The following is a 19,932-nucleotide window of genomic DNA, read 5'->3' on the forward strand; positions in this document are numbered from 1 at the left end:
CGCGCTGTGCGTTTTCGATCACCTTGGCCGCCTCGGCGGCCTTGATGCTGGCGGCGCGGAACACGCCCCCGCTGGTGATCGCGTCATACAGGGCGGCGACACGCTCCAGCACTTCGGGCGTCTGTCCAGAAACCACTTTGGTAATTTTGTCGATCGTGTGCTCGCGGTCGCCGGGGTTGATGCGTTCAGGCGAATAGCCCAGATAGAAATCCCGTCCGCATTTCAGGCCCGATCCTGCCTCCAGAATGGGGGCGCAGACCTCCTCGGTCACGCCGGGATAGACGGTCGATTCATACACCACCACCGGACTGCGCCCTTCGGCCACGGCCGCGACCAGCATCGCCGATACGGTTCGTGACGCGGCCTCGACCATGCGCAGATCGGGGCGGTTGGCGCCGTCAATCGGCGTTGGCACCGTGACGATATAGAAATCGGCCGGCGGGCAGATCGCCGGGTCCGCGCTCAGCGCCAGCGTGCTGGCCTCCAGTCGCTCCGCGCTGATTTCATTGGTGCGGTCATACCCCTTGGCCAGTTCGTCAATGCGGCGCGCGTCAATATCCAGCCCCACCGTCTCGAACCGACCCGCCAAAGCCACCGCCAAAGGCAGCCCCACATAGCCAAGTCCCACCACAACAATGCGCATTGTCCCAGAATCCATGCCTGTGTCCCAACCTTTACCGGTGGCCAAACCCGTTCAGCATGGTCTTGATCGTTTTGGCCACGATCAGCAGGTCCAGCCATACGGAGAAATTGCGGATGTAATAGAAGTCGAACGCCAATTTGGTTCGAATATCGTCCACGTCGGTAACGTGACCCTGACTGATTTGCGCCCATCCGGTGATGCCGGGTCGCACAACATAGCGATATCGGTAAAAGGCGATCTGCTCGCCATAATAGTCCGACAGCGCGGCCGCCTCTGGCCGAGGGCCGATCCAGCTCATATCGCCCATCAGAATGTTGATGATCTGCGGCAGCTCATCAATGCGACTGCGGCGCAAAAAAGCGCCAATCCGGGTGATGCGCGGGTCGCGCGGGCGGGTGACGAAACGGTCCACGCCATCCTCGGCCTTGCGCCCCTTGCCGCTGGCCAGCGGGTCATCGCGCATGGTACGGAATTTGAAAACGGTGAATTCCCGCCCGCGATAGCCCACGCGCAATTGCCGGAACAGCACTGGCCCCGGGGAATCCAGTTTGATCACCAATGCGGTGATGATCAGGATCGGCAGCACCACGATCAGTGCGGGCACTGCCAGCAGCCGGTCCAGCTGCTTTTTCGCAAACAGCAACGACGATTGCGGTCCCAGCGCGCCAAAGGTGTTTTCCGACAGATGCTCAATTTCGGCCCGGCCGGTCAGTGATTCATACAGATCCTTGGCATGGTACACGGGGATCCCCGCCAGCACATAATCCGATAGCCGGGCCTGCCAGTCATCCGAATGGTCCTCCCGGAAGTCGGCGGCCACCGCGTCCACCCGTTCGGGCCAGCGGTTCAGTTCCATCCGTTGCGTGTCCAGCCCAGGCATCCCTTCGAACAGGTGCACACAGCCCCCCCCGACTAGCCCCAGCGACAGCCGCACATGGCGCTGCATCAACAGATAGACCAGTGTGAACCACGCCACCGCCAGCACATAGGACAGCACCAGAATACCGCGCGCATAGGGCCAGCGGACCAGCAGGATCAGCGTCAACACCGCCCCGAACGAGAGTGAGTAGCCCGCGACGATCCCGCTGCTTTCCCGCGTGCCGGGCAATTGCCCGACATTGCGGTGCAGCCAGAACCCGCCCAGAATCGCGGCCAGTGCCGCCAACGCGGTATGCTGGGCCTCCGGCTCCATCAAACCCTGCGGCAGGCCACGGCTCTGCACGATGAACGGGATGATCACACAGATCAGAATGCCCACCGCCAATTGCGTCGCCGGGCAGAACCAGCGGCTTCGACGATTCAGGCGCAAATCATTGAACATCAACAGCCCCATATGTGCAGCAGGCATGCCGCCCTCCAGCCATCCATGGGGGAACCTCTAGGCCATTTGCCCGCGCATAGCGGAATCAAGACGGTTCCATTTCCGAGCATTCGTAGGTTTGCGGATCAGTCGTTTGCGTAGATCAAGCGCACAAACGGGCAAAGCCAAAGGCAGGAATGGGTGATGGGCGGAACCATTATTGGCAATATCGATCCTGAAACCGTTGCCGGTTTCGGTGCGGAATGGGCAGCGTTTGATCAGACCGCACTGGAAGAGGCGGAATGGCGACGGTTGTTTGAACGATACTTCCGTATTTTCCCGTGGAATACGTTGCCAAAGGGCGCGTCCGGGTTTGATTTGGGCTGTGGTTCGGGGCGCTGGGCGGCGGGGGTCGCGCCGCGGGTCGGGCATTTGCACTGCATTGACCCGGCAAGCGATGCCTTGGCCGTGGCGCGGCGGCGGATGGCGGGGCAGGGCAATGTCAGCCTGCACCACGCCGGGGTGGATGCGATTCCCTTAGGCGATGGCAGCCAGGATTTCGGCTATTCGCTGGGGGTGTTGCACCATATTCCCGACACGGCGGCCGCGTTGCGTGATTGCGTGGCCAAGCTGAAGCCGGGCGCGCCGTTTCTGGTCTATCTGTATTATGCTTTCGACAATCGCCCTGCGTGGTTCCGGGCGCTGTGGCGGGCCAGCGATGTGGCGCGGCGGGGGATCTGTCGTTTGCCATTTTGGTTGCGCCGCCGCGTGACCAGCCTGATCGCCGCCTTGGCCTATTGGCCGCTGGCGCGGGCCGCTGGCTTGGCGGAAATGCTGGGGGTGGATGTGGCGCGCTGGCCGCTGTCCTCCTATCGCCAGACCAGTTTCTACACCATGCGCACCGACGCGCTCGACCGGCTGGGCACCCGGCTGGAGCAGCGTTTCACCCGCGCGCAAATGGCAGACATGATGGCGGCGGCGGGGTTGGAGAACATCCGCTTTTCTGACGAGGTGCCGTATTGGGTGGCGGTGGGCACCCGGCGTCAGACGCAGGGGTGAAGTGGTCGTGACGGGGGTGCTGTATATCTCGTATGACGGCATGATGGAGCCGTTGGGGCAAAGTCAGGTTATCACCTATCTGGAACGTTTGTCGCTGGGGCGGCATGTCCATCTGATCAGCTATGAAAAGGCGGGTGATTGGCGTGATGGCGACCGCCGCCGCGCGGTGGCGGCGCGTCTGGCGCGGGGCGGGATCGTGTGGCACCCGCTGGCCTATCACAAATCGCCCACGGTGCCGGCCACGCTATATGACGCGCTGCGCGGTGCGGTGTTGGCCGCCGCGCTATGCTGGCGGCATGGTTTGCGCATCGTCCATGCGCGGTCCTATGTTCCGGCGGTGATCGGGGCGGCGGCGCGGACGCTGACGGGTGCTCGGCTGGTGTTTGACATGCGCGGGCTGTGGCCCGACGAAAAGGTCGATGGCGGCGCATGGGGCGCGCAATCGCGCGCCTATCGCTGGACCAAGCGGATCGAGGCATGGCTGTTGCGCCGGGCCGATCATGTGGTGACGCTGACCCAGGCGTCCTTGCCGGTGTTGCGGCGGCTGGGTTTGCCGGGGTGGACGCCGGTGTCGGTCATCCCCACCTGCGCCGATCTGGAGCGATTTGCCCCGCCTGCGTCCAACCCCGCGCCCGCATCTTCGCGGGTTTTCACGCTGGGCTATGTCGGATCGATCGGCACGCGATACCTGTTTGACGAGGTGGTGGCCGTGTTCGCCCTGATCCGTGCGCAGCGGCCCGGCGCGCGGCTGTTGGTGGTCAACCGCAATGATCCGGGGCTGGTGATCGAGCGGGTGCGGGCGGCGGGCTTGCCGGTCGAGGCGGTGCAGGTGGTGGCGGCCGATCATGCCGCCGTGCCGGGGCTGATCCGCCAGATGGACGCGGGCACGGCCTTTTACGCTTCGTCCTTTTCCACGGTCGCTACCGCCCCGACCAAGCTGGGTGAGTATCTGGGCTGTGGGGTGCCGTGTCTGGGCAATGCCGGGGTGGGCGACATGGATCAGGTGCTGGCCAATGATGGCGCGCCGGTGGGCGTGGTGATGCCCGATTTCACGCCCGAATCCCGTGCGCAGGCGGTGGCGCAATTGCTGGCGCTGTGCGATGCGCCCGACACCGGGGCGCGGTGCCGGGCGGCGGCGCAGGCGCGCTTTGCCGTGACGGCGGGGGTGCGCGCCTATGCCCGGATCTGGGATGGAGAGCGGACATGAACCGGTTGGCGCGTCGGCGACTATTGGTGCTGTGCCCTTTTCCCGTTGGGCGGGCGGCTGGGCAACGGTTGAAGTATGAGCCCTATTTCAACGATTGGGTGGCGCAAGGGTGGGACATCACTGTGTCCTGCTTCATGCCGCCCGACCTGTGGGAGGTTGTCTATCAGCCCGGCCATCTGTGGGACAAGCTGCGGGGCGTGATGACCGGATACCGGCGCCGATGGCGCGATCTGCTGCGGTTGTGGCAATATGATTGCGTCTATCTGTTCATGTGGGGCACGCCGTTTGGCCCGCCGGTGTATGAGCGGTTGGTGCGCTGGCTGGCGCGCGGGCTGGTCTATGATCTGGAGGACAACATCTTTGTCGGCCAGACGGCGATGGCCAGCGCCAGCCCCAACCGTATCGTCCGCCTGATCAAGGGGCCGGGCAAGGCGCGCTATCTGGCACGGGTGGCCGATGCGGTGATCGTCGCATCGCCTCATATGGTTGATCCCACGCGGGCGCTGAACCGCAATGGCGCGGTGACTTGCATCCCGCCCTCGCTGGACACGGATCGCATCTGCCCCGCCGATCCGCCGCCATTGCGCGATCGGGTGGTGATCGGCTGGACGGGCACCTTTTCCAGCCGGCCCTATCTGGACATGCTGGCCGATGTGTTGCGTCAATTGGCCGCTCGGGTGCCGTTCACGCTGCGGGTGATTGGCAATTTTGACTATGATCTGCCCGGTGTGGATCTGGACGTGGTGCAATGGTCCGCCGCGCGTGAGGCGGAGGACCTGCAATCGCTGGATATCGGCGTGTATCCGCTGCCTGATGACGAATGGACGCGGGGCAAGGCGGGGCTGAAGATCATTCAGTATCAGGCTGCCGGGCTGGCCTGTGTGGCCAGCGATGTGCCACTGTCGCGCGAACAGATCCGCGAAGGGGAAACCGGCTTTCTGGTGCGCAATGATGCCGAATGGCTGGACCGGCTGGAGCGTTTGGTGCGGGACGCCGATTTGCGCCGGGCCATGGGCGCGGCCGGGCGGCGCGACGCGGTGGCGCAATACAGCCAGGGCGTGATTGCCCCGGCCTATCGCGCGGTGCTGGATCAGGCGGCGGGGTAGATTACCCGCGCCGCCACGCCTGAAACATCAACACGCTCCACAATGCCTGCGTCTGCTCTTCGGCGCCGTGCAGATGCGCGTGCCAGCGGCGGCGGATCAGGCCGACATCAAACAGTCCATCGGCGGCCAGCGCGCTTTCCGACAGCAGATCCTCGGCCCAGTCGCGCAGCGGACCCTTCAGCCACAGGCCCACCGGAATGGCAAAGCCCGCCTTGGGCCGGTCCACCAGCGCGCGCGGGACATGGGTGTAGAGCAGTTCCTTGAGGATATGCTTTCCCCCGCCACTAGCGAATTTCAGTGCCGGCGCGATGCGGGCGGCCGTGGCGGTGACGCCGGGGTCCAGAAACGGCACCCGCGTTTCCAGGCTGACGGCCATGGCGGCGCGGTCCACCTTGCACAGGATGTCGTCGGGTAGATAGGTGACGGCATCGGCATGCATCATCCCCACCTCCAGCGGCAGCGCGGCCAAGCGCGCGTCCAGCCCCAGCCGCGATTGCCGGACCACATCGCCCGACAGCGGGGATCCCGTCAGCAGCCAATCGTCCAGAAAGCCATCGAACAGCGCATCGAAACTGTCCGCCCGCGCCATGGTGCGCAGGCCGCGCCGGGCGTTGTGGCCAAATTGCCCCGACCGCCGCCGCCCACGCAGATCGGACAGCAGGTTCCACAGGCCCGGCGGCAATTGCCCCGCTCCATTCAGCACCATGGCCCGCAACGGTCCGGGCAGGCGCGCAATCCGCCGCCACACGCGCGGCACCTGCTGGTGGCGGTTGTATCCGCCAAACAATTCGTCCCCCGCGTCGCCCGACAATGCCACCGTCACCTGCCGCCGCGCCAGTTTGGCCACCAGATGCGTGGGCAATTGCGAGCTGTCGGCAAAGGGTTCGTCAAACACATGCGGCATCGCCGGGATCAGGTCCAGCGCGTCGCGGGCGGTGACATACAGCTCGGTATGGTCGGTGCCCAAAACCTGCGCCACCTGCTTGGCATGGACCGCCTCGTCAAAGCCGGCCTCTTCAAACCCGATGGTAAAGCTGCGGATCGGTTGCGACACCGATTTTTGCGCCAGCGCCGTGATCAGCGAGCTGTCGATCCCGCCTGACAGGAACGTGCCCACCGGCACATCGGCGACCAATTGTTGCCGCACCGCATGGCCCAGCGCCGCGTCCAATGCGGCCAGCGCCTCATCCGCGTCATCAATCGGATCGGCGGCACCGGCCAACACCTCATCCGCGTAATCGAACCAGCGCGTCAGGATCAGCCCGTCCTGTGCCACGCCCTCCACCGGCGGGGCGGCGGGCGCATTGCGCGCGCGGTCCACGCCCACCGTCAACAGGCAGCCGGGCGGCAACTTATACACCCCGCGATAGATCGACCACGGCGCCGGCACATAGGCGCGCGCCATCAGTACGGACAGCGCCTGCGGCTCGACCCCTGCGTCAAACCCCGGCAGCGCCCGGATCGGCGCCAGCGTCGAGGCAAAGGCAAACCCGGCCGCGCACCAGCCGTAATACAGCGGCTTTTCCCCGAAACGGTCGCGCGCCAGCGTCAGCGTGCGGTCCGCCGCGTCCCACAGCGCGATGGCAAACATGCCCTGCGCCATCTCCACCGCCGCCTGCACGCCCCATGCGGCGATCGCGGCCAGCAACACCTCGGTATCGGAATGGCCGCGCCATGGCGGCGCCATCCCGGCCTGCTCCAATCGGGTGCGGATGGCGGCGAAATTGTAAATTTCGCCATTGAACACCACCGTATAGCGCCCGCAGGCCGAATGCATCGGCTGATGCCCGGCCTGTGTCAGGTCCAGAATGGCCAGACGCCGGTGGCCCAGCCCCACGCGCCCGCTATCATCCACCCATTCGCCCGCACTGTCGGGCCCGCGTGGCACGATGCGGTCGGTCATCGCCCGCACCGTTTCGGGCAGGACGCGCGTCTCTCGCGCAATCAATCCGGCAATGCCGCACATGGAAAAGTCGCCCCTCTAAACCCCGGAAAAATCAGCCCGCCGCCGGTTTGCGATACAGCGCCACAAAGCGGTTGCCCCAGCGCCCGCGCAACCCCGGCAGCCGGGCCAGTGCCACGCCCATCCGCGCGATCATCCCGCGCGCGCCTCCATGATGGCTATAGGGCCAGCCATCCTCGTGTACCTGCCATGCGATGGGGTGCAGGCCCAGCCGGTCAAACAGTGCCCGTTGCGCCCGCGCGTCGAAATACAGCACATGCCATGGGATGAAGCTGCCCTGTTGCCCGCGCGCCGCCTTGGCCCGCGCCCAGGCACGCACGCACATCCCGATCAGCGATCCGTTCAGTTCCAGCGGGCCCTGCGCCGCCAGCACGCCGCCGGGGCGCAGCCGCGCCACAATCCCCGCCAGCGTGGGCAGCGGATCGGTCATATGTTCGATCACATCGCCCAGATGGATCGCGTCCCATTCGTCCGCATCGCGCCAATCGCCGCGCATCAGGTCAAACACCGAAGCGCCCGACCGTTCCGCCGCCGCATCCGCCGCACTCGCGCCAAATTCGGCCCCCTGCGCCAGAAAGCCCGCCGCCAGCGCGGCGCGCAGAAAATCCCCATTGCCACAGCCATAGTCCAGCACCCGCGCGCCATCGGTCAGATGGGCGCGCAGGTGGGTGATCATCGTGTCATGGTTGGCCCGCCCGTCATCGGCATAGAACGCCTGATGATAGGCGTCGGGCGCGTACATCCGCGCCAGCGTGGCGGCGTCGGGCACCGGATTGATGAAATGCGCGCCGCAACCGGCGCAGGCGAAAAAGCGATAGCCCGCCCCGTCAAACCGTGTGTCATGCGGATAGCCCCCCCGCCATGCGGGCGCGCCACAAGCCAGACATTTGGCCCCGCCCAGTGCTGCCAGCGGGTCGTGGCGCGGCCATGATCCGCGCCGGACTGCCTGCTCCCCCCCGGAAAAGGGCGAGGGCGCGCCGTTGGTATCTGTCTGCACTGGAAAGGCACTCCACATCAGCCGGGCGTGGAAAGCCCGATCACGCTGTATAGGGTGCAAGCGCGAGATCGCCCGCGCAATAAGAAATGGAATGAATAACCGCGCTATCGTCCAGAGAATAATCCAAGTTGGCAGTAGCTGGTACGAATACGGATGGAGTGTTGCTTGCCCTGATGGGCGGGGCAGCCCACACCCCCCGCCCAAGGGCCGGGGGCAGCCATGTCGCTTCCCGGCGTTTGTGTGGAGCCTTGCCTTTGTCCCGTCACATCGCCTTTGTCTTGCCCAGCCTGGCCGGTGGAGGGACTGAGCGTTTGACGCTGGATCTGGCGCGTTCCGCGCTGGGGCGCGGGCTGCGGGTCAGCTTGTTATTGGCACAGCGGCGCGGGGAATTGTGCGATTTGGTGCCTGATGGCGTCGATCTGGTGGATCTGGACGCGGGGCGGCTGCGTGATGTCGTGGGGCCACTGCGACGCTGGATGCGGGGCACGGAGGCGGATGCGTTGATCGCTGCGCTATGGCCGTTGCCGGCGCTGGCGGTGATGGCGCGGATGGGCCTGCGCCGTGCCGATGGCACCCGCCCGCGCCTGATCGGGGTCGAACATTGTTCGCTCTTGGCCCAATATGGCGGGGACGCGCGCGGGCGCACGATGCTGCGCCTGTCGATGGCGGTGCTGTATGGCATGGCTGACGGGCTGGCGGGGGTGTCGGACGGGGTTGCCGCCGAAATGGCGGAACTGGCCGGGCTGCCGCGCGCGCAGGTGGCGACGATCTATAATCCCGTGCCGGTGCCGGTCCGCAGCGTGGAGGAGCCGGCGGCGGTGGCGGCATGGCGGGCGCGCGGCGGGGTGCGGTTTATCGGCGTGGGATCGCTGAAAACGCAAAAGAATTTTCCGTTGCTGTTGCGCGCCTTTGCCCGCCTGTCGGCAGAGGCATCGTATCGCGGGGAGGCGCCGCCGCAACTGGCCATCGTGGGAGAGGGGGATCAGCGCCCCCTGCTGGAGGCGGAGGTGGCGCGGCTGGGGCTGGGCGATCAGGTGGTGATGCCCGGTTTCACGCCCACGCCCGCTGACTGGATGGCGGCGGCGGACGTGTTTGTGCTGTCGTCCGATTATGAGGGGTTGGGCAATGTCATCGTCGAGGCGATGCATTGCGGACTGCGTGTGGTGGCGACCGATTGCCCGCATGGCCCGGCCGAGATTCTGGTCAATGGCCGGTATGGGCGGCTGGTGCCGGTGGGCGATGCGGCGGGGCTGGCACAGGCGATGGGGCGGGCGGCTTCGGACCTGCCCGATGCGGCGGGGCAACAGGCGCGCGCGGCGTGGTTCTCGGTCGACCGGGCGCTGGACGCCTATCTGGCGCTGGCGGGGCTGGCATGAGCGGGCGCCATCAGGAATTGGGCGCGGTCCGCCGCTTTGCCCGCGCGGCGGCGACGATGGGCGTGTTGCAGGTGCTCTCCACCGGGCTGACCTTTGCCGTGGGGATGATGTTGGCGCGGATGCTGGGGGCGGCGCAATATGGCGTCTATGCGCTGGCGATGACGGCCGCGACGCTGGCGGGGCTGGCGACAGAATTTGGCCTGCCGACGCTGGCGATGCGCGATGTGGGGCATGCGCGCGGTCATGGAGAATGGGGCCGGGCGCGCGGTGTGATCCGTTTCGCGCAAGGGATGGTGATCGGCCTGTCGGGCGCGATGGCGCTGGCGGCGTGGGGCGCGTGGGCGGCCGGGTGGCTGGACGGACGCGTGGCGGCGGCAGTGCCCGCGATGCTGTGGGGCCTGGCGCTGATCCCGGCGGTGGCACTGGGCAAATTGCGGGCGCAGGTGTTGCTGGCGCTGGACCATGTGCGGGCCAGTCAGGTGCCGGTGCTGGTGCTGCGGCCGGTGCTGTTTCTGGCGTTGTGCGGCGGTTTGTGGGCGCAGGGGCGGGCATTGCGCGCCGATCAGGCGATGGCGGCGCAGGTGGCGGCGGCGGGCGTGGCGATGGTGGTGCTGTGGGGGCTGTGGCGGCGGCATCGTCCGGCCGCGCTGGTGGCCGCAGCGCCGGTGATGGCGCGGCGCGAATGGCTGATGACTTGCGCGCCCATGGGCATGACCGAGGGGTTGCGGTTGTTGCAGACGCAGATGACGGTGCTGTTGGTGGGCGCTTTGTCAGGGGCGGCGGCAGCGGGGCATTACCGGGTGGCCGATGCGGTGTGCCAGATGACGGCGATGGTGGCCTCGATCGTGGGGACGGCGGCGACGGCGCAAATCGCCCGCCTGCACGCCGAGGGGGACCGTGAGGGCATCGCCCGCGTGGCCGTGCTTTGCGCATGGGCGATGGTGGGCGGTGCGCTGGGGCTGGGGGCGGTGCCTTTGGCGCTGGGCGGATGGCTGTTTCCGGCGCTGTTCGGGGCTGAATTTGCCGCCAGTTGGCCGCTGTATGCGATGCAATGGTGCGGATGGCTGGTGTGGGCGGGATGCGGCATCGGTCAGGCGATCGCCAATATGACCGGCCATCACCGCCTGACGACGCAGGGCTTTGCCACGATTGTCGTGTTGAACGGCGTGCTGGGGCTGGTTCTGATCCCGCGCTGGGGGGCGATGGGCGGCGCGGTGGCGCTGGCGGTGTCGCTGGGGCTGGGCAGCATGGTGCTGGCGTGGCGGTTGTGGCGCGTGGCGGGAGTGAATGCGACGGTGCTGAACCCGCTGACGTTGCGGCTGTTGGCGCAGGCGGTCGCGCGGGCGCGGGGCTGGCGCGCGGCGCGGCGGGAGGCGGCCCATGGCTAGGTTGATCGAACGCGCATTGGCTGGCGTGCGGCTGGCGCGTTTCGCGCTGCGGGGCGCGGCGATGCGGGCCTATTGGCGGGCGGCCTATCCGGGGATCACATTTGCCGGGCCGGTGCGGATCGGGCGGGGGGTGCGGTTGCGCGCCTTTGCCGGGGGGCAGATGCGCGTGGGCGCTGGCGTGCAGTTTGACGATGGCGCGCTGGTGCTGGTGCAGGGCGGGCGGCTGGACATTGGCGCGGATTGCCTGATCGGGCGCGGCGCGGTGGTGGTGTGCGCGCAGGCGATGACCATCGGCGCGGGCACGTTGATGGCCGAATATGTGACCTTGCGCGATCAGGACCACCGCCATGACGGCGATGAACGGCTGGACGCTCAGGGCATGGTGTGCGCGCCGGTGGTGATCGGCCATGACGTGTGGCTGGGGGCAAAGGTGACGGTGACGCGCGGGGTGACCATCGCGCCGCATGCGGTGGTGGGCGCGCATGCGGTGGTGACGCGCGATCTGTCGGTGCGCGGCGTGTACGCCGGTGTGCCCGCCCGGCCGATAGCGGCAAAGGCGCGTGATGGCGCGGATATTCAACAGGGGGCATCATGCTGATCTATTGGCTATTGTTTGGCATGGCGGCGGTGTTGGCGCTGTTCTTTCCGTTTCGCGAGGGGCGGATGCAATTGGGCGTCGGGCACACGTTGGCGATGATCGCCTTTGTGCTGTTTTACGCCAGCGTGGCGACCTTGCGGCACGAGATCGGGGGCGATTGGGAAACCTATGCCACGATGTACGGCTTTGCCCGGCAGTCCACCTTTACCGAGATTGTGCAGTTTACCGACCCGCTGTTTGGCGTGATCTTGTGGGTGGCGGCGCGGTTGGGGACGGATCAATATCTGCCCAATGGCCTATGCGCGGCGATCATGGTGTGGGGCGTGGTGCGGCTGGCGATGACCACGCGTGAGCCGTGGTTGGCGATCCTCTCGGCGGTGCCATATCTGCTGGTGGTGGTGGGCATGGGCTATGTCCGGCAGGCTGGTGCGATGGGGCTGGTGATGGCAGCGATGGCCGGGATCGACCACCGGGCGCGCTGGGCCACCTTTGGGATGCTGTTTCTGGCGGCGGGGCTGCATCTGACAGCAGGCGTGGTTTTTCCGTTGTTTGCCATGGTGATGGCGCGGCGCAATATGGCTCTGGTCAGCATTCTGGGCTTGGTCGGTTTCAGCTTTGCCGGTGTGTTGATGGAGCGGCTGAACACGTTTCAGGATGCCTATTTGGGGCAGTCGTATGATTCCAGCGGCGCAGGGGTACGTCTGGCGATGAGCGTGCTGCCATCGCTGTTGCTGCTGGTGCGCTGGAAGCGGTTTGACGCCACCGGCATGTTGCGCAGCCTGTGGTTGCTGGTGGCGGTGACCAATATCGGCCTGATCGCCGCGCTGTATCTTAGCCCTTCGTCCACGGCGGTGGACCGCGTGGCGCTGTATTTCGCGCCGGTACAGATGGTGGTGTTTGGCAGTCTGGTCGAACTGACGGGCGTGGGGCGGCGCGGGGCCTATGGCATGCGGATCGCCTCGATCATGGGGGTGGGCGTGGTGCAGGTGGTGTGGCTGGTGATGGCCACCTTTGCCGAGTTGTGGGTGCCCTACAAATCGATCGCCGAATTGATCTGACACAGCAGGCAGGAGGCAGCCATGCAGCAGGCTCCGTTGGTGATGGTGTGCGCCAATCAGGCGTGGAATCTGGTGAATTTTCGCGGCAGCCTGATCCGCGCGCTGATTGGGGCGGGGTATCGGGTGATGGCGGTGGCGCCACATGATCCGATGTGGAGCCAGCGTTTGCGCGACATGGGATGTGATTGTGCCGACATGCCGATGGAGGCGGCCGGCACCAGCCTGTGGCAAGAGGCGCGGCTGTTGGCGCGGATGGTGGCGCTGATGCGGCGGGTGCGGCCGGCGGCTTTTCTGGGCTGGACGATCAAGCCGAACTGTTACGGGGCTTTGGCCGCGCGCCTGTGCGGGGTGCCCGCGATCCCCAATGTGTCGGGCCTGGGCACGGCATTTATCCGGCGCAACCTGCTGACGCTGGTGGCGGGGGGACTGTACCGGTTGGCCTTTGCGCGGTGCCCGACAGTGTTTTTCCAGAACGGCGATGACCGCGATCTGTTTTTGCGGCTGGGACTGGTGCGGGGGGATCAGGTGCGGCTGTTGCCCGGATCGGGGATTGATCTGGCGCGTTTTGCCGTGCCGCCGGGGGGGCGGCCCACTGGGCGGCGGTTTGTGCTGATTGCGCGATTGTTGGCGGACAAGGGGGTGCGCGAATTTGTCGCGGCGGCGCGGATGTTGCGCGGCGTGATGCCCGAGGCGCGCTTTGTACTGGTGGGGCAGGTGGGCGTGGCCAATCGGACCGCGATTGCGCAGGACGAGCTGGACGGCTGGCTGGCCGAGGGCGTGGTGGAATGGCAGCCGCCGGTGGAGGACATTCGCCCGGTGATCGCCGGGGCGGAATGGGTGGTGTTGCCGTCCTATCGCGAAGGGCTGTCGCGCGTGTTGCTGGAGGCGGCGGCGATGGGGCGGCCGATTGTGACATCTGACGCACCGGGATGCCGCGACATCGTGCGCGAGGGTGAGAATGGCTTTTTGGCGCCTGTTGCCGATGCCGATGGGTTGGCCGCGGCGCTGTGCCGGGCCGGGGCGCTGGATGATGCGGCGTGGGGCGCGATGGCGGCGTGTGGCCGCGCACGGGTCGAGGCTGAGTTCGCCGAAAGTCGGGTGATCGCCTTGTATTTGCAAGCGCTGTGTGCGGCGGGGGTGGGGGCGGTTGCCTCGGAAATGGAGGCGGCGGGTGCATCCGCGATGGCGGCTTTTGCTGATGCCGAAGTTGTGGTGCCGTAGTTTTCAGTAAATTACCGTAATTAACTCCGATTTGAATGCGTCAATACGGATGTTTCCTTAGTATTCTTGCGGAAATTGGCAAAAAGATGGATATGAATGGTGGCTTCGGTGCCTTCCAAATCTGGTATCCGTCTCTTAGACGTTGATCCGTAAGGGGGACGATCAGGCCGTGCGGCAGGTGCCACACCCGTCCCGATCGTCCAAGGCGGGAGTATGCAATGAACGTGTCTGATCAGGCGGCGGCGCGTCGGCATGGCGCGCCGATGGGTGACCATGGGCGGCAGTACCAGGGCGGCATCGGTGGACGGCGTGTCCGTGGGCTGATGGCTGGCGCGGCGGCGCTGGGGCTGGCGGTGATGTTGGGCGGCTGTGCCACCCGGCAAAAAACAATCCCCTATGGTGGGGCGGGGCTGATGGCGCCCGACCATCCCCGGGCCGAGGATGCGGTGTATGACATGCCGCTGGGCCCGCTGGACGTGGTCAAGGTAAGCGTGTTTCGCGTCCCCGAGCTGAGCGGGGAGTATCAGGTGGATGCCAACGGGATGCTGGACCTGCCGCTGGTGGGCCGGCTGAACGTGCGCAATCAGACGCCGCAGGTGTTGGCCGCGGATCTGCGCCGCTTGTACGGTGCGCGCTATTTGAACAGCCCCGACATCGCGGTTCGCCTGATGAGCAGCAGCGGCGCGAATATCACGGTCGAAGGTGGTGTGGTGCAATCGGGCATCTACAGCCTGCCGGGGCGGACGACGTTGCTGGGCGCGGTGGCGTTGGCGCATGGCGTCAACGAAGAGCACGGCAACCCCCGTCGCGCGGCGATCTTCCGCAAGCAGGGGGGCAAGACCTTTGCCGCCGCGTTCGATCTGCGGGCGATCCGTCAGGGCAAGATGGAGGACCCGATGGTCTATCCGGGCGACACGGTGGTGGTCGAAAGCGACAATCTGCGCAAGCTGTACCGCGACCTGATCCAGGCGCTGCCCGCTTTCGTGCTGTTCCGGCAGCTTTGACCCGGCGCGCGGTGGCAGGGGCCGCCGCGGGGCCGGTTTTGCACATGCATATTTCGGGGATTCGATGGGCATGACCAGCATGGCAACGGTTGAGAATGGCGCGATGACGGTGGGCGGTGCGCCCGCTGGCAACGCGCAGGGCGGCGCGGGCGATGGCGGCGCGGCGCGTTCGTGGCGCGGCGTGGCGCAGGGGGGCTCGCACGCGGGCCATGGCGCGCAGGCAGAGGGCGGGCTGGACTTTCAGGAGGTGTTCCGCCTGTTGGTCGAACATATCCGCATGATTTTGGGTCTGGGTGTGCTGGGCGTGGTGTTGGGCGTGGTGGTCGCGTTGATGACCACGCCGCTGTACCGTTCCACCGCGCTGTTGCAGTATGACCCCAACGCCACCGAAACGCTGGATCAAAAGCAGGGCGCGACCGCCGTGCGGGCGACGGTGGCCAATCAGGAAATGCTGGCGACGCAGGTGGGCCTGTTGCGCAGCGAAACGCTGGCGCGCCGCGTGGCCGAGGATCTGAATCTGGCCGCGGTGCCTGCCTATGGCGGTGGCGCGCCCAGCCGCGAGGACCGTGTCAAGCGTGCCGCGCGGCTGGTGCAAAGCAACACCGAGGTGGAGGTGGTGAAGCTGAGCCTGCTGATCCGCATCAACCACAAGTCGATCGATCCCCGTCTGGCCGCGCGCATCACCAGCGCGCTGGCGCAGGGCTTTATCGCCAGCAGTCTGGAGCGGCGGTACAATTCCTCGTCCTATGCGCGCAAGTTCCTGTCCGAGCAGTTGGCCCGGACCAAGGCGCAGCTGGAAGAGTCCGAGCGGGCGGTGAATGACTATGCCATCCGTAGCAAGCTGTTCCGCACGCCGGGGCAGGTGGTGGACGGCAAGGCGACCGAGGGCACGACCTTGTCGGTCAGCGATCTGACCGCCATGCAGGAAGCGTTGAACGAGGCGCGCGTCCGGCGCGTGGCCGCCGAAAGCGCGTGGCGCAACCGGGTGATGGACAAATCGCCCGACAATTATCAGACTCTGGCCGCGCTGGAGCAGCAGCGCGCCCAATTGCAGGCCGAATATGCCGAGGGGCTGCGCACGTTCAAGCCGGCCTATCCCAAGATGCAGGAGTTGCAGGCGCATATCGGCCGTCTGGACGCCACGATCGAGGGGTTGCAGCGCAGCGGCAACGGTCAGGCCACCGCGCAGTTGCAGGCCGCCTATCGCGCCGCGCTGGAGGCGGAAAACGCGCTGGCGGCGCGGTTCAACACGGTCAAGGGATCGGTGCAGGATGAGCGCAGCCGCTCGATCCAGTATAACATCCTGCAGCGTGAGGCCGACACCAACCGCGCGCTGTATGACGCGCTGTTGCAGCGGTACAAGGAAGTGGGCGTGGCCGGTGGCATCGGTCAAAGCAACGTCAGCCTGGTGGACGATGCCAAGGTGCCGACCGCGCCCTATCGCCCGAACAAGGCGCTGAACGCGGTGGTTGGTCTGGTGATCGGTCTGGTGCTGGGCGTGGCGGGGGCTTTTGGCAAATACCTGCTGTTCGATACGGTGATCGATCCCTCGGACGTGCGTCAGCGGCTGCATCTGCCGGTGCTGGGCGTGATCCCGATGGAGCCGGAGGGCCGCACGCTGGGCGAGGCGTTGAACGACCGCAAGAGCCATGCGACCGAGGCCTATTATTCGGCGCTGACGGCGTTGAAATTCGCCCGCGAGGGGGGGGCGCCGCGCACGCTGTTCGTTACCTCGTCGCGGCCAGGGGAGGGTAAGTCGACCAGCGCCTATGCGTTGGCGGTGACTTCGGCGCGGTTGGGGCGCAAGGTGTTGTTGATCGACGCCGACTTGCGCCGTCCGACCTTCACCACCAGCCGGTCGGACGGGCAGGGGTTTGCCCATCTGCTGTCATCAGAGGACCGGGTGGCCGATTTCATTCAGCCCACCCAGATCGAGAATCTCAGCCTGCTACCGGCGGGCACCTATCAGGGCTCGGCGGCCGAACTGCTCAGTTCGTTGCGGCTGCCCGCCGTGGTGGCAGAGGCGCAGGAAGGCTATGATCTGGTGGTGCTGGACGGCCCGCCAGTGCTGGGTCTGACCGATGCGCCGCTGTTGGCCTCGGTCGCGGACGGCACGGTGATCGTCATCGAAAGCCGCAAGACCCGGACCGGTGCCGCCGCCGATCTGTCGCGCCGCATTGCCGATGCCGGGGGCGACATTCTGGGCGTCATCCTGACCAAGGTCGCGCGCCGGGGCGGTTCGTATGGCTATGGCTACGGCTATGGGTACGGTTATGGCTATGGGTACGGTTATGGCTATGGCGAGGATCGCAGCCAGCCAAAGGATGAGCAGGACACAGACCGTCGCCGCAGCACGCCTTCGGCCAAGCCGCGTTTCGATCCGGGCGACACGCTGGAAGCTGACGACTGAGGGTGCGCAAGATGATGGTCGAGATGGATATCGCCAACCAAATGGGCGAGCGGGTGTATCACCGCGACGCGCCTCAGGCGGGCGGCTGGCGCGCGTCTCGGCTGTGGCGGGGCGTGGCGGTGACGGTGGCGCTGGGCGCGGTGGCGGCGGTGGGGCTGATGCGCCACGTCACACAGGACCCGGCCACGCTGGAGGCGCCGACACGGCTCGCGCAGGCGCCCTTGTCCTGGGCGCCGTTCTATCACGCGGCGCTGGCGTCGGGCGATCGGGCCCGTGCGCTGGCCTTGCTGGAGGAGGCGCGGCGGCGTGATCCGCATGTGCTGGGCGTGCGGCTGGCCTTGATCGAGCGGTATGTGCAGGCCGACCGGCCCGATGCCGCGCTGGCCGAACTGGTTGTGCTGGGCCGGATGCAGCCAGCGGTGGCGGGCGAGCTGATGGCGCGGCTGGCGATGTCGGTGCGCAGCGGCGATGTCGCGGACGAGATCATGGTGGAACTGTCGCGTCAGCCCGCGCTGTTGCCTGCCTTTCTGGGGACAATGGCGCGCGGCAGCGCACCGGTTGCGGTGATCGCGCGGGTGGCGCAGTGGGTGCCGGCGGGTGCCTTGCGTGATCCACAGATCCGGGCGCAGACGGCCGCTTTGTGGATGCGGGCGGGTGCCTTTACGCGGGCGCGGGCCATGGCGATGGCGGGGAGCAAGGGCGCGGAACAGCCCGTGTTCAGCCCCGATTTCGCCGATATGCGTGCGCATGGCCCCTTTGGTTGGCAGGTGGAAACCGGGCCGGTGGGCGCGGTGGACCCTGATCCGGCGGGCGGTTTGGCGCTGGTCGCCTATGGCCGTGGGGATGGAGCGCTGATCGGCCAATGGCTGGCGCTGACGCCGGGGCGGTGGCGCGTCACATTGCGTCACGAACGGCAGGGCCGGGCCGAGGGGGCCTTGGCGTTGCAGGTGGATTGTGCCGATGGCGGTACGTTGGCCCAGATGCCTTTGCGCGGGGGCGAAGGGCTGGTGGATGCCAGCGTGGATCTGACGGTGCCCACCGGGCGCTGCACCGGGCAACGGCTGTCGATCATCGGCCGGGCGGTGGATGGCGGCGGCAGTCAGGCGACGCGGATCTTGCGGTTGAGCGCGGCGCCGGTGATGGCGCCGGTGGTGCCTGACACCGGGCTGGAGGGCGGACAATGACGCGCGGTTTTCGGTTGAACTGGAATGTGCGGCAGGGTTTCGGCCCGATGGTGCTGGCCTATCTGGCGGCGGTGATGGTGCTGGGCGGGGCCAGTTCCCAGGGGGGCGTGGCCAATGGGCTGCTGCAACTGGCTGGCGCGGTGCTGGCCGGATGGGCGGTGGTGATCGGGCCTCAGCCCAGCCCTCTGGACGATACGCGCCGATTTGGCTGGTGGGTGGCGGCGGTGGCGGTGCTGCTGGCCGCGCAGATCATCCCCTTGCCGCCCGCGATCTGGACTCTGTTGCCGGGGCGGGCCGCGGTGGCGCAGGGCTTTGTCATGTTGGGCGAACCTGTGCCGTGGATGCCGCTGGGCCTGGCGCCGTGGCAGGCGGTGGAGGCGATGGGCTGGGCCATTCCCGCGCTGGCGCTGTATCTGGCGATGCGTTGCGCTCACGCGCCCCGGCTGACGTGGGTGGCGGCCGTGGCGATGACGGTGGCGGGTGGATCGGTGCTGTTGGGCCTGATGCAAAAGATGGGGGGCGATTATTACACCTATGGCATCACCAATTACGGTCAGGGGCCGGGGGTGTTTGCCAATGCAAACCATCAGGGCACGCTGGCGCTGATGGTGTTGCCGCTGGGGCTGGCGGCGGCGCTGGCCGGGGATGAGGCTGCGCGTCGGCGGGCCCGCCACGGCCGCGCGGTGCAACTGTGGGCCGGCAGCCTGTGGGCGCGGATGCGCAAATGGGGGCCGTGGGCACTGGTGCTGGGCTGGCTGGCACTGGGCGTGTTGATCAATGACTCGCTGGCGTGTTTTGCGCTGTTGCCGGTGGTGGTGGGCGCGATGGTGCTGATCGCCCGGCGCGACTGGCGGATGCAGAATTGGGTGTTGCCCGGCATCGCGGCCGGAGCGGTGGCGATTGTGGCGGTGGTGTTGGTCGGGCCGTTTGGCAATGATCTGACCGGCCATGGCGCCGTTGCGGGGATCAGTCGGGGGGCGTTTTTGCGCAATGGCCTGCGCATCATTGGCGATGTCGCGCCGGTGGGGGCGGGGCTGGGCAGTTTTGTCCAGATCTACCCGTGGTATGAGCAGGCGGCGCAGGTCGGATCGATCTATGTCAACCACGCCCACAATGACATATTGGAGCTGGTGGTGGACACTGGCGTGTTCGGGCTGGCGGCGATGGCGCTGTGGTGCCGGTGGCTGGCACCGGTGGTGTGGCGGCTATGGCGTGCGCGTGACAGCGCGCCGGCCGCACTGGCCGCATCGGTGGCGGTGCTGGCGGTGATGGCGCATAGTCTGGCCGACTATCCGTTGCGCACGGCGGCGATCAGCGGGTTATTCGCGGTGATGGTGGCGGTGTTGCGCAATGGCGGAGAGGACGCCCAGCCCGCCTGATAGGCATACGCCAGACAGAAAAACGCCGCCGGGGAAGGG

Annotated in this window: 16 protein-coding genes; 12 read left to right on the forward strand and 4 right to left on the reverse strand. The window is 66.9% G+C overall.

The window, feature by feature from the left end; all coding sequences use genetic code 11:
• Together GTZ99_RS00005 and GTZ99_RS00010 are read right to left on the reverse strand one after the other, a co-directional pair.
• Positions 1 to 658: nucleotide sugar dehydrogenase (locus GTZ99_RS00005; protein WP_161716246.1), on the reverse strand; the 658-nt coding region annotated here is incomplete at its 3' end.
• 16 nt (positions 659 to 674) lie between these two features.
• On the reverse strand, positions 675 to 1,991 hold the full coding sequence (locus tag GTZ99_RS00010; protein ID WP_161716247.1) for a sugar transferase: 1,317 nt from the start codon (positions 1,989 to 1,991) through the stop codon (positions 675 to 677).
• A gap of 156 nt (positions 1,992 to 2,147) precedes the next feature.
• Between GTZ99_RS00010 and GTZ99_RS00015 the strand changes: the two genes are divergently transcribed.
• The 3 genes from GTZ99_RS00015 to GTZ99_RS00025 are packed head-to-tail and all read left to right on the forward strand — an operon-like array spanning position 2,148 to position 5,315.
• Complete coding sequence (locus tag GTZ99_RS00015) at positions 2,148 to 3,002, forward strand: class I SAM-dependent methyltransferase (RefSeq protein WP_161716248.1); 855 nt, start codon at positions 2,148 to 2,150, stop codon at positions 3,000 to 3,002.
• A 7-nt stretch (positions 3,003 to 3,009) separates the two neighbouring features.
• Positions 3,010 to 4,209, forward strand: a complete 1,200-nt coding sequence (locus GTZ99_RS00020) for a glycosyltransferase (RefSeq protein ID WP_161716249.1) — start codon at positions 3,010 to 3,012, stop codon at positions 4,207 to 4,209.
• On the forward strand, positions 4,206 to 5,315 hold the full coding sequence (locus tag GTZ99_RS00025) for a glycosyltransferase family 4 protein (protein ID WP_161716250.1): 1,110 nt from the start codon (positions 4,206 to 4,208) through the stop codon (positions 5,313 to 5,315). The genes GTZ99_RS00020 and GTZ99_RS00025 overlap by 4 nt, the downstream gene beginning before the upstream one ends.
• A 1-nt stretch (position 5,316) precedes the next feature.
• Here GTZ99_RS00025 and asnB read toward each other — a convergent pair whose 3' ends face one another.
• Together asnB and GTZ99_RS00035 are read right to left on the reverse strand one after the other, a co-directional pair.
• Positions 5,317 to 7,281: an asparagine synthase (glutamine-hydrolyzing) gene (gene asnB / locus GTZ99_RS00030; RefSeq protein WP_161716251.1), complete on the reverse strand. Its 1,965-nt coding sequence runs from the start codon at positions 7,279 to 7,281 to the stop codon at positions 5,317 to 5,319.
• 31 nt (positions 7,282 to 7,312) lie between these two features.
• On the reverse strand, positions 7,313 to 8,275 hold the full coding sequence (locus tag GTZ99_RS00035; protein WP_161716252.1) for a class I SAM-dependent methyltransferase: 963 nt from the start codon (positions 8,273 to 8,275) through the stop codon (positions 7,313 to 7,315).
• Positions 8,276 to 8,529: 254 nt separating this feature from the next.
• Here GTZ99_RS00035 and GTZ99_RS00040 point away from each other — a divergent pair, with 254 nt between their 5' ends.
• From GTZ99_RS00040 to GTZ99_RS00080, 9 genes are all read left to right on the forward strand, one after another.
• A complete protein-coding gene (locus GTZ99_RS00040) occupies positions 8,530 to 9,651 on the forward strand; it encodes a glycosyltransferase (protein WP_161716253.1) in 1,122 nt (373 codons plus the stop codon).
• Positions 9,648 to 11,039, forward strand: coding sequence for a lipopolysaccharide biosynthesis protein (locus GTZ99_RS00045; protein WP_161716254.1), 1,392 nt, complete (start codon positions 9,648 to 9,650; stop codon positions 11,037 to 11,039). The genes GTZ99_RS00040 and GTZ99_RS00045 overlap by 4 nt, the downstream gene beginning before the upstream one ends.
• The gene (locus tag GTZ99_RS00050; protein ID WP_161716255.1) at positions 11,032 to 11,637 is read left to right on the forward strand and encodes an acyltransferase; all 606 of its coding nucleotides are present in this window, start codon (positions 11,032 to 11,034) and stop codon (positions 11,635 to 11,637) included. The genes GTZ99_RS00045 and GTZ99_RS00050 overlap by 8 nt, the downstream gene beginning before the upstream one ends.
• Positions 11,631 to 12,695, forward strand: a complete 1,065-nt coding sequence (locus GTZ99_RS00055) for an EpsG family protein (RefSeq protein WP_161716256.1) — start codon at positions 11,631 to 11,633, stop codon at positions 12,693 to 12,695. The genes GTZ99_RS00050 and GTZ99_RS00055 overlap by 7 nt, the downstream gene beginning before the upstream one ends.
• 21 nt (positions 12,696 to 12,716) lie before the next feature.
• Positions 12,717 to 13,916, forward strand: coding sequence for a glycosyltransferase family 4 protein (locus tag GTZ99_RS00060; protein WP_161716257.1), 1,200 nt, complete (start codon positions 12,717 to 12,719; stop codon positions 13,914 to 13,916).
• Between the two features lie 218 nt (positions 13,917 to 14,134).
• Positions 14,135 to 14,920: a polysaccharide biosynthesis/export family protein gene (locus GTZ99_RS00065; RefSeq protein ID WP_161716258.1), complete on the forward strand. Its 786-nt coding sequence runs from the start codon at positions 14,135 to 14,137 to the stop codon at positions 14,918 to 14,920.
• 70 nt (positions 14,921 to 14,990) lie between these two features.
• The gene (locus GTZ99_RS00070) at positions 14,991 to 17,330 is read left to right on the forward strand and encodes a GumC family protein (protein ID WP_161716259.1); all 2,340 of its coding nucleotides are present in this window, start codon (positions 14,991 to 14,993) and stop codon (positions 17,328 to 17,330) included.
• A gap of 11 nt (positions 17,331 to 17,341) precedes the next feature.
• Positions 17,342 to 18,514: a tetratricopeptide repeat protein gene (locus GTZ99_RS00075; RefSeq protein WP_161716260.1), complete on the forward strand. Its 1,173-nt coding sequence runs from the start codon at positions 17,342 to 17,344 to the stop codon at positions 18,512 to 18,514.
• Positions 18,511 to 19,893 carry an O-antigen ligase family protein gene (locus tag GTZ99_RS00080; protein WP_161716261.1) on the forward strand — a complete coding sequence of 461 codons (1,383 nt, stop codon included), beginning with the start codon at positions 18,511 to 18,513 and terminating at the stop codon, positions 19,891 to 19,893. The genes GTZ99_RS00075 and GTZ99_RS00080 overlap by 4 nt, the downstream gene beginning before the upstream one ends.
• The last annotated feature ends 39 nt before the right edge of the window (positions 19,894 to 19,932 follow it).

The sequence above is a fragment of the Novosphingobium ovatum genome (assembly GCF_009909235.1).
GTDB lineage: Bacteria > Pseudomonadota > Alphaproteobacteria > Sphingomonadales > Sphingomonadaceae > Novosphingobium > Novosphingobium ovatum.

Excerpts from the sequence above, each read along its gene's own strand:
- GTZ99_RS00055 (WP_161716256.1), top strand. The coding sequence starts at position 11,631 with ATGCTGATCTATTGGCTATTGTTTGGCATGGCGGCGGTGTTGGCGCTG.
- GTZ99_RS00065 (WP_161716258.1), top strand. The coding sequence starts at position 14,135 with ATGAACGTGTCTGATCAGGCGGCGGCGCGTCGGCATGGCGCGCCGATG.
- GTZ99_RS00015 (WP_161716248.1), top strand. The coding sequence starts at position 2,148 with ATGGGCGGAACCATTATTGGCAATATCGATCCTGAAACCGTTGCCGGT.
- GTZ99_RS00075 (WP_161716260.1), top strand. The coding sequence starts at position 17,342 with ATGATGGTCGAGATGGATATCGCCAACCAAATGGGCGAGCGGGTGTAT.
- GTZ99_RS00060 (WP_161716257.1), top strand. The coding sequence starts at position 12,717 with ATGCAGCAGGCTCCGTTGGTGATGGTGTGCGCCAATCAGGCGTGGAAT.
- asnB (WP_161716251.1), bottom strand. The coding sequence starts at position 7,281 with ATGTGCGGCATTGCCGGATTGATTGCGCGAGAGACGCGCGTCCTGCCC.
- GTZ99_RS00045 (WP_161716254.1), top strand. The coding sequence starts at position 9,648 with ATGAGCGGGCGCCATCAGGAATTGGGCGCGGTCCGCCGCTTTGCCCGC.
- GTZ99_RS00070 (WP_161716259.1), top strand. The coding sequence starts at position 14,991 with ATGACCAGCATGGCAACGGTTGAGAATGGCGCGATGACGGTGGGCGGT.
- GTZ99_RS00050 (WP_161716255.1), top strand. The coding sequence starts at position 11,032 with ATGGCTAGGTTGATCGAACGCGCATTGGCTGGCGTGCGGCTGGCGCGT.
- GTZ99_RS00025 (WP_161716250.1), top strand. The coding sequence starts at position 4,206 with ATGAACCGGTTGGCGCGTCGGCGACTATTGGTGCTGTGCCCTTTTCCC.
- GTZ99_RS00080 (WP_161716261.1), top strand. The coding sequence starts at position 18,511 with ATGACGCGCGGTTTTCGGTTGAACTGGAATGTGCGGCAGGGTTTCGGC.
- GTZ99_RS00010 (WP_161716247.1), bottom strand. The coding sequence starts at position 1,991 with ATGCCTGCTGCACATATGGGGCTGTTGATGTTCAATGATTTGCGCCTG.